Source organism: Pseudogulbenkiania sp. FW507-F1 (assembly GCF_058781125.1).
The window spans coordinates 89,784-105,415 of record NZ_JBYSWM010000004.1 but is presented as its reverse complement, the minus strand read 5'-3'; the positions used below and the strand labels follow the sequence as shown (position 1 = coordinate 105,415).

10 protein-coding genes and 1 riboswitch are annotated in these 15,632 nt (G+C 66.1%); of the genes, 9 read left to right on the top strand and 1 reads right to left on the bottom strand.

Going from position 1 to position 15,632, the window contains the following annotated elements:
* The first annotated feature begins 464 nt into the window (after positions 1–464).
* Positions 465–551, top strand: a riboswitch (glycine riboswitch).
* A 226-nt stretch (positions 552–777) separates the two neighbouring features.
* The 7 genes from gcvH (at position 778) to AC3WG5_RS03965 (ending at position 12,087) form a co-directional block, all read left to right on the top strand.
* Positions 778–1,152, top strand: coding sequence for a glycine cleavage system protein GcvH (gene gcvH / locus AC3WG5_RS03995; protein ID WP_492567875.1), 375 nt, complete (start codon positions 778–780; stop codon positions 1,150–1,152).
* An 11-nt stretch (positions 1,153–1,163) separates the two neighbouring features.
* On the top strand, positions 1,164–4,028 hold the full coding sequence (gene gcvP, locus AC3WG5_RS03990; RefSeq protein WP_492567874.1) for an aminomethyl-transferring glycine dehydrogenase: 2,865 nt from the start codon (positions 1,164–1,166) through the stop codon (positions 4,026–4,028).
* Positions 4,029–4,084: 56 nt separating this feature from the next.
* Complete coding sequence (gene glyA / locus AC3WG5_RS03985; protein ID WP_492567873.1) at positions 4,085–5,341, top strand: serine hydroxymethyltransferase; 1,257 nt, start codon at positions 4,085–4,087, stop codon at positions 5,339–5,341.
* A 160-nt stretch (positions 5,342–5,501) separates the two neighbouring features.
* The gene (gene gcvT, locus AC3WG5_RS03980) at positions 5,502–6,626 is read left to right on the top strand and encodes a glycine cleavage system aminomethyltransferase GcvT (RefSeq protein WP_492567872.1); all 1,125 of its coding nucleotides are present in this window, start codon (positions 5,502–5,504) and stop codon (positions 6,624–6,626) included.
* Positions 6,627–6,629: 3 nt separating this feature from the next.
* Positions 6,630–7,604 (top strand): lipoyl synthase, encoded by a 975-nt coding sequence (gene lipA / locus AC3WG5_RS03975; protein ID WP_492567871.1) that lies wholly within the window; start codon positions 6,630–6,632, stop codon positions 7,602–7,604.
* A gap of 100 nt (positions 7,605–7,704) precedes the next feature.
* A complete protein-coding gene (locus AC3WG5_RS03970; protein WP_008952629.1) occupies positions 7,705–8,568 on the top strand; it encodes a methylenetetrahydrofolate reductase in 864 nt (287 codons plus the stop codon).
* A gap of 81 nt (positions 8,569–8,649) precedes the next feature.
* Positions 8,650–12,087 carry a pyruvate carboxylase gene (locus tag AC3WG5_RS03965; RefSeq protein ID WP_492567870.1) on the top strand — a complete coding sequence of 1,146 codons (3,438 nt, stop codon included), beginning with the start codon at positions 8,650–8,652 and terminating at the stop codon, positions 12,085–12,087.
* Between the two features lie 202 nt (positions 12,088–12,289).
* Here the strand turns inward: AC3WG5_RS03965 and AC3WG5_RS03960 are convergent, their stop codons facing one another.
* On the bottom strand, positions 12,290–13,195 hold the full coding sequence (locus AC3WG5_RS03960) for a LysR family transcriptional regulator (protein WP_492567869.1): 906 nt from the start codon (positions 13,193–13,195) through the stop codon (positions 12,290–12,292).
* A gap of 162 nt (positions 13,196–13,357) precedes the next feature.
* Between AC3WG5_RS03960 and AC3WG5_RS03955 the strand changes: the two genes are divergently transcribed.
* Both AC3WG5_RS03955 and AC3WG5_RS03950 read left to right on the top strand, forming a co-directional pair.
* Positions 13,358–14,566, top strand: coding sequence for a M20 aminoacylase family protein (locus AC3WG5_RS03955; protein ID WP_492567868.1), 1,209 nt, complete (start codon positions 13,358–13,360; stop codon positions 14,564–14,566).
* 104 nt (positions 14,567–14,670) lie between these two features.
* Positions 14,671–15,441 (top strand): ABC transporter substrate-binding protein, encoded by a 771-nt coding sequence (locus AC3WG5_RS03950; protein ID WP_492567867.1) that lies wholly within the window; start codon positions 14,671–14,673, stop codon positions 15,439–15,441.
* Positions 15,442–15,632 lie beyond the last annotated feature (191 nt).

Below are 15,632 nucleotides of genomic sequence, written 5' to 3'. Positions count from 1 at the left end.
TGCTCTCTCGACAGACGAATGAGTAGACTGCACCACCGGTTTTCCGTTCCCCGAGAGTGTCAATTTTTCGAACGGCGACGAGGCCGTCCCGGTGTTCGGGATTGTCCGCACCTGACGTGATGCATGGAACGCTGAAACCTCATGCCCGGCTCGTCTTCACGATGGTCTTTACCTGGGCAGACGGTGAGTCTCCCCCGAGGGAGTTGCGCCCCCCTCGAGAACGGTCGCGCGTCTCCATGTCCGCTGTTGCGGGGCGAGTGTTGAATAGCAATGTTCAGATATGTACTTCGCCAAATACCGAAGTATCGGGCCGGGCCTTTGATGCCGAGAGGCCCGTCTGGTCTGGGTTTGCGCCAGCTATTGGCGGCGGCGCGCGACGGGTGCCGCGTATCTGGCCTCGGCGGCGCGGGTGTTTTGCTGTTGACAGTCCCGGAACCCCTCCTCTAGATTGGGCATCAAGCTATCGGGATGTGACAGGAGAGACCGCCATGTGGCGGCGCCGAAGGGGAATCGCCCCAGAAACTCTCAGGCAAAAGGACTGCCGCATCGACTAGCTCTCTGGAGAGTAGGCCCACGAGGCCTCGCCGAAGGAAAAGCGTTCCCGTCCGGGTCCGTAATCTCTCAGGCAAATGGACAGAGGGGGCATCAGGCTCACGCCGCCTGGAATGCCCCGCTAAAGTCCGGATGCCGATCCCCCGATCGTCCCCTGCTTTCGCCGTTGTACTCCAGGCTTGCGTTGGCCCGTTTCACTTCACGCAACCCTGTCAGGAGAGAGCAATGAGCGACATCAAATACACCGAATCCCACGAATGGCTGCGCCTGGAGGCGGACGGTAGCGCCACCGTTGGCGTCACCGACTACGCCCAGAACTTGCTGGGCGACCTGGTTTACGTGGCGCTGCCCCGGGAGGGCGATCGTTTCGCCCAGGGCGAGGAAGCGGCCACCATCGAATCGGTCAAGGCCGCCGGCGAGATCAAAATTCCGGTGGATGGCACCGTCGTGTCCGTCAACGACGCGCTGGCCGACGAGCCGAGCCTGGTGAACGAGGCGGCGGAAAGCGCGGGCTGGTTCTTCCGCATGCGTATCGACAACCCGGAGCAACTGGCCGGGTTGATGGATGCCGCCGGCTACCACGCCTACATCGGCGCATAGGGGGATGGGTCATGGCTACGTTTGATTCCCTCACGCAGCGCGAGCTGTTCGTGCGCCGCCACATCGGCCCGGATGCCGGTGAACAGGCCGAGATGTTGGCTGAACTGAATGTCGGCTCGCTGGACGAGTTCATCCGGCAAGTGGTGCCGGCGGCGATCCGCCGTCACGAGCCGCTGGCCCTCGCCGCGGGCTGCACCGAAGCCGAGGCGTTGCACAAGCTGGCCGACATCGCCAGCCGCAACAAAGTGTTCAAGTCGTTCATCGGCATGGGCTACCACGACACCCACACCCCGCCGGTGATCCAGCGCAACGTGCTGGAGAACCCGGCCTGGTACACCGCCTACACCCCGTACCAGCCGGAGATTTCGCAGGGCCGTCTGGAGGCGCTGCTCAATTTCCAGACCATGATCGCCGACCTCACCGGCATGGAGATCGCCAACGCCTCGATGCTGGATGAAGGCACGGCGGCGGCCGAGGCGATGACCTTCTGCCAGCGCCTGGCCAAATCGAAGAGCCCGGTGTTTTTCGTGGCGGCCGACTGCCATCCGCAGACGATCGAGATCATCCGCACCCGCGCCGAGCCGATCGGCATCGAGGTGGTGGTGGGTGACCCGCGCCGCGATCTGGCCGGTGTCGACTGCTTTGGCGTGCTGCTGCAGTATCCGGGCACGTTCGGCGACATCCACGACTACCAGGGCGTAATCGACGCGGCGCATGCCAAGGGCGCGCTGGCGGTGGTGGCCGCCGACTTGCTGGCGCTGACGCTACTGACCCCGCCGGGCGAATTTGGCGCCGACGTGGCGATCGGCACCACGCAGCGTTTTGGCGTGCCGCTCGGCTTCGGTGGCCCGCACGCCGGCTACCTGGCGACCCGCGACGCCTTCAAGCGCAGCATGCCGGGCCGTCTGGTCGGGGTGTCGATCGACGCGCACGGCCGCCCTGCCCTGCGGCTGGCGATGCAGACGCGCGAACAGCATATCCGCCGCGAGAAGGCGACCAGCAACATCTGCACCGCGCAGGTGCTGCTGGCCAACATCGCCGGACTGTACGCGGCTTACCATGGCCCGCAGGGGCTGAGCACCATCGCCCGGCGCGTGCACCGGCTGACCGTGACCCTGGCGGCCGGCCTGCGCCAGCTCGGCTACAGCGTGCCGACCGAGTACTGCTTCGACACGCTGACCGTCGACGGCGGCGCGCAGACCGCTGCGCTGCATGCCGGCGCCCGCTCCTACTCGATCAACCTGCGTGTCATCGACGCGCAGCGCCTCGGTATCGCGCTGGACGAGACCACCACGGCCGAGGACGTGACGACGCTGTGGGCGATCTTTGCCCAGGGCAAGCCGGTGCCGGATTTTGCCGCGCTGGAGGCGGCCACGCCGGATGCGCTGCCGGGGCAACTCAAGCGCGGCAGCGCCTTCCTCACCCACCCGGTGTTCAACAGCCATCACTCGGAAACGCAGATGCTGCGCTACCTGCGCGCGCTGGCCGACAAGGACCTGGCGCTGGATCGCACCATGATCCCGCTGGGCAGTTGCACCATGAAGCTCAACGCCACCAGCGAGATGCTGCCGATCACCTGGCCCGAGTTCGCCAGGCTGCACCCGTTCGCGCCGGCCGAGCAGGCCGAGGGCTACCGTGCGCTGACGCAGGAGCTGGAGGCGATGCTGTGCGCGGTGACCGGCTACGACGCGGTGTCGCTGCAGCCGAACGCCGGCTCGCAGGGCGAATACGCGGGCCTGTTGGCGATTCGCGCCTATCACGCCAGCCGTGGCGAGGGGCAGCGCACCGTGTGCCTGATCCCCTCCTCGGCGCACGGCACCAACCCGGCCTCGGCGCAGATGGTCGGCATGCAGGTGGTGGTGGTCAAGTGCGACGACGCCGGCAACGTCGACGTCGATGATCTGAAGGCGAAGGCGGCGCAGCACAGCCATGAGCTGGCCGCGATCATGATCACCTACCCGTCCACCCACGGCGTGTTCGAGGAGCGCGTGCGCGAGATCTGCGACGTGGTGCACGCGCACGGCGGCCAGGTCTACATCGACGGCGCCAACATGAACGCGCTGGTGGGCCTGGCGCAGCCGGGCAGCTTCGGCGGCGACGTGTCGCACCTCAACCTGCACAAGACCTTCTGCATTCCGCACGGTGGTGGCGGTCCGGGTGTCGGCCCGATCGGCGTCAAGGCGCATCTGGCGCCGTTCCTGCCGGGCCATCGGCAGGGCGGGCTCGCCGGCGGCGGCGCGGTGTCGGCGGCACCGTTCGGCAGCGCCAGCATCCTGCCGATCACCTGGACCTACATCACGCTGATGGGGGCGGCAGGGCTGCAGCGCGCCACCGAGCTGGCGATCCTCAACGCCAACTACATCGCCAGCCGCTTGGCGCCGTATTACCCGATCCTCTACACCGGGCCGAACGGGCGCGTGGCACACGAGTGCATCGTCGACCTGCGCCCCCTGAAGGACGCCAGCGGCATCAGCGTGGACGACGTGGCCAAGCGCCTGATCGATTTCGGCTTCCACGCACCGACCATGAGCTTCCCGGTGGCGGGCACGCTGATGATCGAGCCGACCGAGTCGGAGTCGAAGGCCGAGCTGGACCGCTTCATCGACGCGATGATTGCCATCAGAGCCGAGATCGCCGCGGTGGAGGCCGGCACGCTGGATGCGCACGACAACCCGCTCAAGCACGCGCCGCACACGGCGGCCGAGCTGGTGGGCGAATGGGATCACGCCTATTCGCGCGAGCAGGCGGTGTATCCGCACGGCGTGGCGCGCTCGGCGCCCGGCAAGTATTGGCCGCCGGTGAGCCGTGTCGACAACGTCCATGGTGACCGCAACCTGGTGTGCTCCTGCCCCCCGCTGTCGGACTACCCGAACTGACCCTGCCCGGCCGAGGGTTGCCGCTTTGGCGGCAACCGCGCCAGAGGAGAATGCAGATGTATACCCAAGACATGCACATCGAAGGCTTCGACGACGAACTGTGGAACGCGCTGGAGGCGGAACGCCAGCGCCAGGAAGACCACATCGAGCTCATCGCCTCCGAAAACTACACCAGTCCGCGCGTGATGCAGGCGCAGGGCTCGGTGCTCACCAACAAGTACGCCGAAGGCTATCCGGGCAAGCGCTACTACGGCGGCTGCGAACACGTCGACGTGGTCGAGCAGCTCTCCATCGATCGCGCCAAGCAGCTGTTCGGCGCCGACTACGCCAACGTGCAACCGCACTCCGGCAGCCAGGCCAACGCCGCCGTCTACATGGCGCTCTTGGAGCCGCACGACACCGTGCTCGGCATGAGCCTGGCGCACGGCGGCCACCTCACCCACGGCGCCAAGGTCAACTTCTCCGGCAAGCTCTACAACGCGGTGCAGTACGGCCTCAACCCGGACACCGGGCTGATCGACTACGACGAAGTGCAAAGGTTGGCCGAAGAACACCGCCCGAAGATGATCGTGGCCGGCTTCTCCGCCTACGCCCGGGTGCTGGATTTCGCCCGTTTCCGTGAAATCGCCGACTCGGTGGGAGCCTACCTGTTCGTCGACATGGCGCACGTCGCGGGCCTGGTCGCCGCCGGGCTGTACCCGAACCCGGTGCCGTCCGCCGACGTCGTCACCACCACCACCCACAAGACCCTGCGCGGCCCGCGCGGCGGCCTGATTCTGGCCAAGAGCAACCCAGAGCTGGAGAAGAAGTTCAGCTCGCTGGTGTTCCCCGGCATCCAGGGCGGCCCGCTGATGCACGTAATTGCGGCAAAAGCTGTCGCTTTTAGAGAGGCGCTGCTGCCGGAATTCGCAGACTATCAGCGACGGGTCATCGCCAACGCCCGCGCCATGGTCACGGTATTCCAGGAGCGCGGCTACGAAGTGGTGTCCGGCGGCACCGACGATCACCTGTTCCTGCTGTCGCTGATCCACAAGGGCATCACCGGCAAGGCCGCCGACGCGGCGCTGGGCCGGGCGCACATCACGGTGAATAAGAACGCGGTGCCGAACGATCCGCAAAGCCCGTTCGTCACCAGCGGCATCCGCATCGGTTCGCCGGCGATCACCACGCGCGGTTTCACCGAATACGAGTCGGCACGCACCGCGACGCTGATCTGCGACGTGCTCGACCACCTCGGCGACGAGGAGGTGATCGCCTCGGTGCGCGCCCAGGTGACGCAGTTGTGCGCCGCCTTTCCGGTGTACCGCCGGTAACGGAACGGAGGGTCCGGAGACCCCGCTTCGGCCAACGTCGGCGCCGTGCGCCGCTGGCTGAGCATGCCGTCCGGCGAGGCTGGCGGCATCCGGTGCCCCAACGAAGAAATCCGCATGCGGTGGCGAGGCCGCCGCGTGTTTGAGAATCAAGGAGCTCAGCATGAGCCACACTGAAACGCTTTCCCGCACCCCGCTCTACGCGTTGCACGTCGAGCTGGGCGCCAAGATGGTGCCGTTCGCCGGCTACGAGATGCCGGTGCAGTATCCGCTCGGCATCCTGAAGGAACATCAGCACACCCGTGCCGCCGCCGGGCTGTTCGACGTCTCGCACATGGGCCAGGTCAAGCTGATCGGCGCCGAAGCCGCCGCCGCGCTGGAAACGCTGGTGCCGATCGACGTGATCGACCTGCCGGTCGGCCTGCAGCGCTACGCCCTGTTCACAAACGACGACGGCGGGATTCTCGACGACCTGATGGTGGCCAATTTCGGCGACGGTGAGCTCTACGTCGTGGTCAACGCCGCCTGCAAGGCGCAGGACATTGCCCACCTGAAGAGCAAGATCGGCCACCGTTGCGAGGTGGTGGAATTGACCGACCGCGCCCTGCTGGCGCTGCAGGGCCCGGCCGCGGCCACCGTGCTGGCGCGCCACGCGCCGGCGGTGGCGGAGCTTACCTTCATGCACTGCACCCGGGTCGAACTGGCCGGCGTGGAATGCTACGTCAGCCGTTCGGGCTACACCGGCGAAGACGGCTACGAGATCTCGGTGCCGGTCGACCACGCCGAAGCCCTGGCGCGCTTGCTGCTGGCCGAGCCGGAAGTGCAGGCGATCGGCCTGGGCGCGCGCGACTCGCTGCGGCTGGAGGCGGGCCTGTGCCTGTACGGCCACGACATCGACACGGGCACCACGCCGATCGAGGGTAGCCTGCTGTGGGCGATTTCGAAGGCGCGCCGTCCCGGCGGCGAACGCGCCGGCGGTTATCCCGGCGCCGCCGTGGTGGCGCGGCACATCGCCGAGGGCACCCAGCGCAAGCGCGTTGGCCTGCTGGTGAAGGACAAGGTGCCGGTGCGCGAAGGCGCCGAGCTCGTCGACGCCGACGGCCACACCGTTGGCAAGGTCACCAGCGGCGGCTTCGGCCCGACCCTGGGCGCCCCGCTGGCGATGGGCTACGTCGACAGCGCGCACGCCGCACTGGGCACGCCCCTATTCGCCATGGTGCGTGGCAAGCCGGTGGCGGTGGAAGTGGCGAAGACGCCGTTCGTGCCGCAACGCTACTACCGGAGCTGAGCCGTGAACGCCCTCGTCCCGAACAAGGCCCCGCTGGTGGCGGGGACCAAACTCTCCGCCGCGGAGAAAATGGCGCGCATTCCGGTCAAGGTCGTGGCGACCGAGCCGGGCCAGATGCAGCGCAAGCCGGCGTGGATTCGCGCCGCCTTTCCCGGCTCGCGCGAGGTGGTCGAACTGAAGAAGGTGCTGCGCGAGCAGAAGCTGCACACCGTGTGCGAGGAAGCGAGCTGCCCCAACCTCGGCGAATGTTTCAGCCACGGCACCGCCACCTTCATGATCATGGGGGACATCTGCACCCGCCGCTGCCCGTTCTGCGACGTGGGCCACGGCCGCCCCAACCCGCTCGATGCCGCCGAACCGCAAAGGTTGGCCGAAACCATCGCGGCGATGCGGCTCAAGTACGTGGTGATCACCTCGGTCGACCGCGACGACCTGCGCGACGGCGGCGCCGCGCACTTCGCCGCCTGCATCCGCGAGGCACGCCGGCTCAACCCCGCGCTCAAGATCGAAACGCTGGTGCCGGACTTCCGCGGCCGCCTGGGCATCGCGCTGGACGCCCTGGAGGCGACGCCGCCCGACGTGTTCAACCACAACCTGGAAACGGTGCCCCGGCTCTACCGCGAGGCGCGCCCCGGCGCCGACTACCTGCATTCGCTCAAGCTGCTGCAGGAGTTCCACTACGCGGTTCCCGACGTGCCGACCAAGTCCGGGCTGATGCTGGGGCTGGGCGAGACGCGGGAGGAAGTGGAACAGGTGATGCGCGATCTGCGTGCGCACGACGTCGAGATGCTGACGCTGGGCCAGTACCTGCAGCCGACGCGTCACCATCTGCCGGTCCAGCGCTTCGTCACGCCGGCCGAATTCGCCGAGCTGCGCGAGCTGGGGCTGGCGCTGGGCTTCGGTCAGGTGGCATCCGGGCCGATGGTGCGTTCTTCCTACCATGCCGATCTGCAGGCCAGGGGCGACATCGTGGCTTGATTGTGTCAACCGGCGCCCGGCCTGGGCCGGGTGCCGTCGCCTCGCCGGCCGTGGCGATCCACACCGTCACGACACCCCGTATTTTGATAAGGAGCGTTGCATGTCCATACCCTTCAGTCTCGAGCTCTACCCGCCCACCTCGCCGCAGAGCGCGCGGCAACTGGAGCGGGCGCTGCCTCGTCTGGCGGCGCTCGGCCCCGAGTATTTCTCGGTCACCTACGGGGCCGGCGGCTGCACGCGAGAACGGACGCTGGACTTGGTCGGACAGCTGCACGAGGCCGGCCACACCGTGGCGCCGCACCTGTCGGGCGTGGGGGCGGAGCGTGCCGAAGTGGCGGAACTGTGCGCGCATTACCGCCGTCTCGGCGTGCGGCGCCTGTTCGCCCTGCGCGGCGATACCCCGTCCGGCATGGGCAGCCGTGGCGACTTCGCCTACGCCAGCGACCTGGTGCGCTTCATCCGCGAACACAGCGGGGACGACTTCCGTATCGAGGTGGCGGCCTATCCCGAGGTCCATCCGCAAGCCAAGAGCCCGGCTGCCGACCTGGCCGCACTCAGGGTCAAGCAGGAGGCCGGCGCCAACGCGGCGGTCACCCAGTATTTTTTCAATACCGATGCCTTCCTGTATCTGCGCGACAGCTGCCACGCCGCCGGCATCACCCTGCCGCTGGTGCCCGGCGTGCTGCCGCTGACCCGTTTCCGCAGCACCGCGCAACGGGCCGAGGCGCGCGGCATCGAGATGCCGCGCTGGATCTACCGCAAGATGGAGAGCCTGGCCGACGACACCGCCGCCGTGCGTGCCTTCGGGCTCGATGTCACCGCCCGGCAATGCGAGCGGCTGATCGCCGAGGGTGTGCCCGCCCTGCACTTCTTCAGCCTCAACCAGATCGACGCCATCGAGGCCCTGCATGCCCGGCTGGGTCTGGCCGGCTCGGCCGGGACGACCGCCGCGCCGCCGAATTGAATTCCTTAACTGCCGGCGCGTGCGCAATACCTTGCTGTCCGGCCCTTTCAATTGACTGCCTTGTTTGGACCCGTGTGAACCATGAAGCCCATCCGTAGCCTCCTGATCGCCAACCGCAGCGAGATCGCTATCCGCGTCATGCGCGCCGCCAGCGAGATGAACATCCGCACCGTCGCCATCTACGCCGACGAGGACAAGCTTGCCCTGCACCGCTTCAAGGCCGACGAAGCCTACCGCGTCGGCGCCGGCCAGAAGCCCATCGCCGCCTACCTCGACATCCCCGACATCATCCGCATCGCCAAGGAAGCCGGCGTCGATGCCATCCACCCCGGCTACGGTTTTTTGTCCGAGAACCCCGAGTTCGCCGAGGCCTGCGCCACGGCCGGCATTGCTTTCATCGGGCCGCAGCCCGAGGTGATGCGCCAGCTCGGCAACAAGGTGTCGGCGCGGGCACTGGCTGAGCAAGCCGGGGTGCCGGTGGTACCGGCGACCGGGGCGTTGCCGTACGAGTTGGCCGAAGCCCAGCGCATGGCCGCGGCGGTCGGCTACCCGCTGATGCTCAAGGCGAGCTGGGGTGGCGGCGGGCGCGGCATGCGCGTGGTCGAGAATGAAAGCGAGCTGGCCGGGGCGATGGAGGTGGCGCGGCGCGAGGCCAAGTCGGCGTTCGGCAACGACGAGGTCTACCTCGAGAAGCTGGTGCGGCGTGCCCACCACGTCGAGGTGCAGATTCTCGGTGACACGCACGGCAACCTGGTGCACCTGTTCGAGCGCGACTGCTCGGTGCAGCGACGTAATCAAAAAGTCGTTGAACGGGCACCGGCGCCGTATCTGAACGAATCCCAGCGCGCTGACTTGTGCGAGGCGGCCTTGAAGCTGGCGCGTGCGGTCGGCTACACCCACGCCGGCACGGTCGAGTTCCTGATGGACGCCGACACCGGGGCGTTCTACTTCATCGAGGTCAACCCGCGCATCCAGGTCGAGCACACCGTCACCGAGGCGATCACCGGCGTCGACATCGTCAAGGCGCAGATCCGCATTACCGAAGGCGCCCGCATCGGCGACGCGGACAGCTTCGTGCCGGCGCAGCCGGATATCCGCCTGCTCGGCCACGCGCTGCAGTGCCGCGTCACCACCGAGGACCCGGAGAACAATTTCACCCCGGACTACGGCCGCATCACCGCCTACCGCAGCGCCGCCGGCTTCGGCGTGCGTCTGGACGGCGGCACCGCCTACACCGGCGCGGTGATCACACCCTATTACGACTCCCTGCTGGTCAAGGTCACCGCCTGGGGCCATACCCCCAGCGAGGCCAACGCGCGCATGGACCGCGCCTTGCGCGAGTTCCGCATCCGTGGGGTGTCGAGCAACCTGGCCTTCCTCGAGAACGTCATTGCCCACCCGCTGTTCACCTCGGGAAAGTGCACCACGCGCTTCATCGACAGCACCCCCGAGCTGTTCCAGTTCACCCCGCGCCGCGACCGCGCCACCAAGCTGCTGGAGTTCCTCGGCGATGTCACCGTCAACGGTAACGCGGAGATGAAGGGGCGCGCCGCGCCGAGCCCGATGCCGGGGCCGGCACGGCTGCCGGACTGCCACCTGGGCGACGCGCCGCCGAAGGGCACGCGGGATCGGCTGAACGACCTCGGCGCCGAGCGTTTCGCGCAGTGGATGCGCGAGCAGAAGCAGGTGCTGATCACCGACACCACGATGCGTGACGCGCACCAGTCGCTGTTCGCCACGCGCATGAGGACCGCCGACATGCTGGCGGTGGCGCCGCACTACGCGCGCCTCGCCTCCGGCCTGTTCTCGATGGAATGCTGGGGTGGCGCGACCTTCGACGTGTCGATGCGCTTCCTCAAGGAAGACCCGTGGCAGCGTCTGGCCGAGCTGAGGTCCGCCATCCCGAACGTGCTGTTCCAGATGCTGCTGCGCGCCTCGAACGCGGTCGGCTACACCAACTACCCGGACAACGTGGTGCGCCACTTCATCGCCCAGGCGGCCGAGGGCGGCATCGACCTGTTCCGCGTGTTCGATTCGCTTAACGCCGTGGACAACATGCGCGTGGCGATCGACGCGGTGCGCGACACCGGCAGGCTGTGCGAGGCGGCGATCTGCTACACCGGGGATCTGTTTGATACCAGCCGGCGCTACGACCTCAAGTACTACGTGGCGATGGCCAAGGAACTGGAAAAAGCCGGCGCCCACATCCTGGCGATCAAGGACATGGCAGGCATCTGCACGCCGCGCGCCGTCACCGCGCTGGTGAAAGCCTTGAAGGAAGAAACCGGCCTGCCGCTCCACTTCCACACCCACGACACCTCGGGCATCGCCGCCGCCAGCGTGCTGGCCGCGGTGGAAGCCGGCGTCGATGCCGTGGACGCAGCGATGGACGCGATGAGCGGCCTCACCTCGCAGCCCAACCTCGGCTCCATCGTGGCGGCCTTGGCAGGCAGCGAGCGCGACCCGGGGCTGGACCGGGCCCAGCTGCAGCAGCTCTCCACCTACTGGGAAGGCGTGCGCCGGGTCTACGCCCCGTTCGAGGCCGACATGCGCGCCGGCACCTCGGCGGTCTACCGTCACGAAATGCCCGGCGGCCAGGTCACCAACCTGCGCGAGCAGGCGCGCTCGCTCGGTATCGAGGCGCGCTGGCCGGAGGTGGCGGAGGCGTATGCGCAAGTGAACCGGCTGTTCGGCGACATCGTCAAGGTGACCCCGACTTCCAAGGTGGTCGGCGACATGGCGCTGTTCATGGTGTCGAACAGCCTCACCCCACAAGACGTACTCGACCCGGCGCGCGAGATCGACTTCCCCGAGTCGGTGGTGTCCCTGTTCAAGGGCGAGCTCGGCACCCCGGCGCACGGCTTCCCAGAGGCCCTGCAGCGCAAGGTGCTCAAGGGCCAGCCGGCGCTGGCCGGCCGCCCTGGCGAGACGATGGCCCCGGTGGACCTAACGGCTGAGCAGGCCAGGGTCGAACAGCAGATTGGCCGCCCGATCAGCCAGGCCGAACTCGCCTCGCACCTGATGTACCCGAAGGTGTTCCGCGACTTCGCCGAGCACCAGGCGCACTACGGCGACGTCTCCGCCGTACCGAGCACCGCGTTCTTCTACGGTCTGCGCGAAGGGGAGGAAGTCAGCGTGGAACTCGAGCGTGGCAAGACCCTGGTGATCCAGCTCTTGGGCCGAGCCGATACCGACGACGGCCACACCAAGCTGTTCTTCGAGCTCAACGGCCAGCCGCGCCTGATCAAGGTGGCGCAGGAAGGCGTGCAGGCGGCCCACAGCCACCCGCAGGCCGACCCGGACAACCCGCACCACGTCGGCGCGCCGATGCCGGGCATGGTGAGCACGGTGGCAGTCAAGCCGGGCCAGGCGGTGGCCAAGGGCGATACGCTGCTCACGCTCGAAGCGATGAAGATGGAAGTGGCGGTGAAGGCCGAGCGCGACGGGGTGATCCGCGAGGTGCTGGTGAGTTCCGGCAAGCGGATCGACAACAAGGATTTGTTAGCTGTGTTTGCGTAGTGACCAAGTGGGAGTGTGTGCCCCTTTACCCCGCTTCTCTTCGGAGGGGCGGGGGTTTTTTCTTGGGTGGCACGGAAATAGCCTGCTTTTCACTCAGGCCAGTCATTGGCCCATTTTGTGATCGGTCGTCGTGTGATCCATGTCGGCTGTTCGGTGCATGCAACGGCGTGGCAGGGAGTATGCGTCGAGCTGTTCTTGCTGCTCAAACGGCTTGGCCAAGCGCTTCTGCCGCGGAGCGCAGGCAGGTGACGAAATGCTGGGCGGCCGGCGTGAGCAGGATGTCCTTACGCATCACGATGCTCATCTCAAGGGCGGGCAGCGGCTGCTCTAGTGGGATTTGCCGTAGACCAAGGTCTGCGATGCGTTGCGCCAGCAAGCGTGAAAACAACACCAGCGTGTCGGTGCCTGAGACGAGGCCGAGTGCAATGGCAAAGGACGAGCACTGGATCAGGCGGCGCGGTAGCGGTAGCCCCTCTTGTTGGAACAGGGCCTCCATCACGCTGTGCTGAGTTCCGCCTGAGGTCACCGTGGTGGACCATTGCGCCTCCGCCAGTTCGGCCAGGCGACGGGCGTTCCTGAGCGGGTGCTGCTCCCGCGCCATCACGACGAAATCGACCGTAAATAGCGGAATACTGGTCAGGTCGTCATCAAGCATGTCGGGCAGCACGTGCGACACGAGAAAGTCGATCGATCCATCCCGCAAGTGCTGGGTCGCTTGCGGAAACTTCACCTCCAGAAAGGTGAGTTCGGCTTCCGGTGCCGCTTCCTGAAAACGATCGATGGCCTGCGGCAATAGTGTCAGTGCAATCGTCGATGTGGCACTGATGGTGACCTTGCCGCGCATATCCCCCTTGAGCTGGTCCATCTCTTCGCGTGCGCGGCGCGCATCTTCCAGCAATTGCTGGGCGCGTATCCTCAGGGCGGCGCCAAAAGGGGTGAGCTCAATGCCCTGCACACTCCGCGTCATCAAAACCACACCCAGGTCGCTTTCCAGTTCCTGCACGGTCCGGGTGACCGCGGGTTGAGTTAGATCCAGGCGCCGTGCTGCGGCGCGCAGGCTTTTCTCCTCGGCGACGGCAATAAACACCTCTAGCTGTTGCAGTTTCATGCGCTTCCTATGATAAAAAAATCTGATCACTTTAAAAAAAATTACATCTTTTCAGGGCGCTAAGCAAGCCGTAATGTGGCGTCAACCCGCTGCCACGGTTGGCGGCATCTTGACCCACCCGCTTCCCCTCCCGGGGGCAGCCTCTCTGGAAAGTGCAACACCATGGATATTGCCAAGCGCTACTGTGAAGTCGGTGATTTCGCCGGAATGGCGGAGGAACTGCGTGCGATTCGCCACCATCTGCACCAGCACCCCGAATTGGCCTATGAAGAGCTGGAAACGGCGGCGCTCGTCGCGCACAAGCTGCAGCAATGGGGCTATGAGGTGACGACGGGCGTCGGCCGGACGGGAGTGGTGGGTACGCTGACGGTGGGCGACGGCCAACGTCGCATCGGCATCCGCGCCGACATGGATGCACTGCCCATCCTCGAGCAAACCGGCTTGCCTTACGCCAGCCAGCGCCATGGGAAAATGCATGCCTGCGGCCATGATGGTCATACCAGCATGTTGCTGGGGGCCGCAAAATACCTGGCGGAAACACGACATTTCTCCGGCACCGTCCACCTCTATTTCCAGCCAGCCGAAGAGCGGGGCATCGATAGCGGCGCGCAGTGCATGATCAAGGACGGCCTTTTCGAACGCTTTCCCTGCGATGCGGTATTTGGCGTGCACAACCATCCTGGCGCGCCGGCCGGAACGTTCCTGTTCCGCAAGGGACCCTTCATGGCGGCGGGCGACAATATCTTTATCACGATCCATGGCAAGGGTGGGCATGCCGCGCGGCCGCATCTGACGGTGGACCCGGTGGTAGTGGCGTCCAGCATTGTGATGGGTTTGCAGACGGTGGTGTCGCGCAATGTCGAGCCGGCGCAGCCGGCGGTGGTGACGGTTGGCGTGTTGCAGGCCGGTTCCGCCAACAACGTGATACCGGATCAGGCGCGGCTCGAACTGAGCGTGCGCTCGTTCTGTCCGGAGGTGCGCGCCCTGCTCAAGGAACGCATCACGACTCTCGTCCAGCAACAGGCGGCCAGCTATGGTGCCACGGCGGAAATCGAATACCTGATGGGTTACCCGGTGGTGATCAACTCCGACCGAGAAACCGAGTTTGCCATCCAGGTGGCCCAGGAGCTGGTGGGTGCCGATAACGTTGTTCCCCACACCGCGCAGCTGATGGGAAGCGAAGATTTTGCGTACATGCTGCAGGCCCGCCCTGGCTGTTTCCTGCGTATCGGCAACGGCGAAGGCGAGGATGGCTGCATGGTGCATAACCCCGGCTATGACTTCAACGACAGGAACCTGCCGATTGGCGCCGCGTATTGGGCGCGCCTGGTGGAGCGTTTCCTGGCGCTCCCCTCCCCGATTCCTTGTTGAGCACCCTGTGCTTGCTTTCCCCTGGCCAGCACTTGACTGCTACTCCACAAGGCAGGCTGGCCACTTCGCACCTCGATAACAAGCAGTACACTCAGGAGACAATCATGAACAAGCTTGTATTGGCCGTGACGCTTGGCCTGGCGCTTGGCAGCGTCAACGCCAAGGAATTGACAGTGATCCGTTTTGGCCTGGACCCGTCGTATGCCCCATTCGAATCCAAAGCTCCCGATGGCAAGCTGGTCGGTTTCGACATCGATATCGGCAATGCCATTTGCGACAAGCTGAGGGTGCGCTGCGAGTGGGTGGAAAATGCCTGGGATGGCATTATTCCTGCCCTGAAGGCCAAGAAGTTCGACGCCATCCTGTCGTCGATGAGCGTGACCGAGAAGCGCCAGCAGCAGATCGCCTTCTCCGACAAGGTCTACCACACGCCGTCGCGGCTGGTCGCCAGGAAGAATGCCGCCCTGGCCAGTGTCGAATCGCTCAAGGGCAAGCGCATCGGCGTGGAGCAAGGCTCCACGCAAGAAGCCTACGCCAAGCAATACTGGGAGCCGAACGGGGTGACGGTGGTGCCGTATCAGAACCAGGATCTGGTGTATCAGGACCTGCTTTCGGGCCGACTCGATGCCGCCTTGCAGGATTCGGTGCAAGCCGACATGAGCTTGCTCAAAACACCGCGGGGGCGCGATTACGCCTTTGTCGGCCCGGTGCTGCACGATGCCAAAACGCTGGGCGTGGGGGCGGCGATCGGCTTGCGCAAGGAAGATCAGGAACTGCGCCAGCGGATCAACCAGGCGATCACCGCTATTCGCCAGGATGGCACGTACCAGAAGATCCAGCGGAAGTACTTCACATTCGACGTCTACAACAACTGAGCTGCTGCAAAAGCCTGTTCAAGGTCTTTGGCCCGGTCAGAAGAGTCGAAAAATACCTTGAGCAGGCTCTAAGGGGACGACAAGTGGCCGCTTGCCGTTCCATCTCTGCGCTCACCGCACTTCGCCAGCCGGGCGCTGGAGAGGCTGTGCCCGCCCCGCATCCGGCACGTAGCGGCACCGCCCTGGCGCTC

Coding starts and splice junctions, on each gene's coding strand:
- AC3WG5_RS03970 (WP_008952629.1), top strand. CDS start 7,705: ATGTCCATACCCTTCAGTCTCGAGCTCTACCCGCCCACCTCGCCGCAG.
- AC3WG5_RS03955 (WP_492567868.1), top strand. CDS start 13,358: ATGGATATTGCCAAGCGCTACTGTGAAGTCGGTGATTTCGCCGGAATG.
- AC3WG5_RS03965 (WP_492567870.1), top strand. CDS start 8,650: ATGAAGCCCATCCGTAGCCTCCTGATCGCCAACCGCAGCGAGATCGCT.
- gcvT (WP_492567872.1), top strand. CDS start 5,502: ATGAGCCACACTGAAACGCTTTCCCGCACCCCGCTCTACGCGTTGCAC.
- gcvH (WP_492567875.1), top strand. CDS start 778: ATGAGCGACATCAAATACACCGAATCCCACGAATGGCTGCGCCTGGAG.
- gcvP (WP_492567874.1), top strand. CDS start 1,164: ATGGCTACGTTTGATTCCCTCACGCAGCGCGAGCTGTTCGTGCGCCGC.
- AC3WG5_RS03960 (WP_492567869.1), bottom strand. CDS start 13,195: ATGAAACTGCAACAGCTAGAGGTGTTTATTGCCGTCGCCGAGGAGAAA.
- AC3WG5_RS03950 (WP_492567867.1), top strand. CDS start 14,671: ATGAACAAGCTTGTATTGGCCGTGACGCTTGGCCTGGCGCTTGGCAGC.
- glyA (WP_492567873.1), top strand. CDS start 4,085: ATGTATACCCAAGACATGCACATCGAAGGCTTCGACGACGAACTGTGG.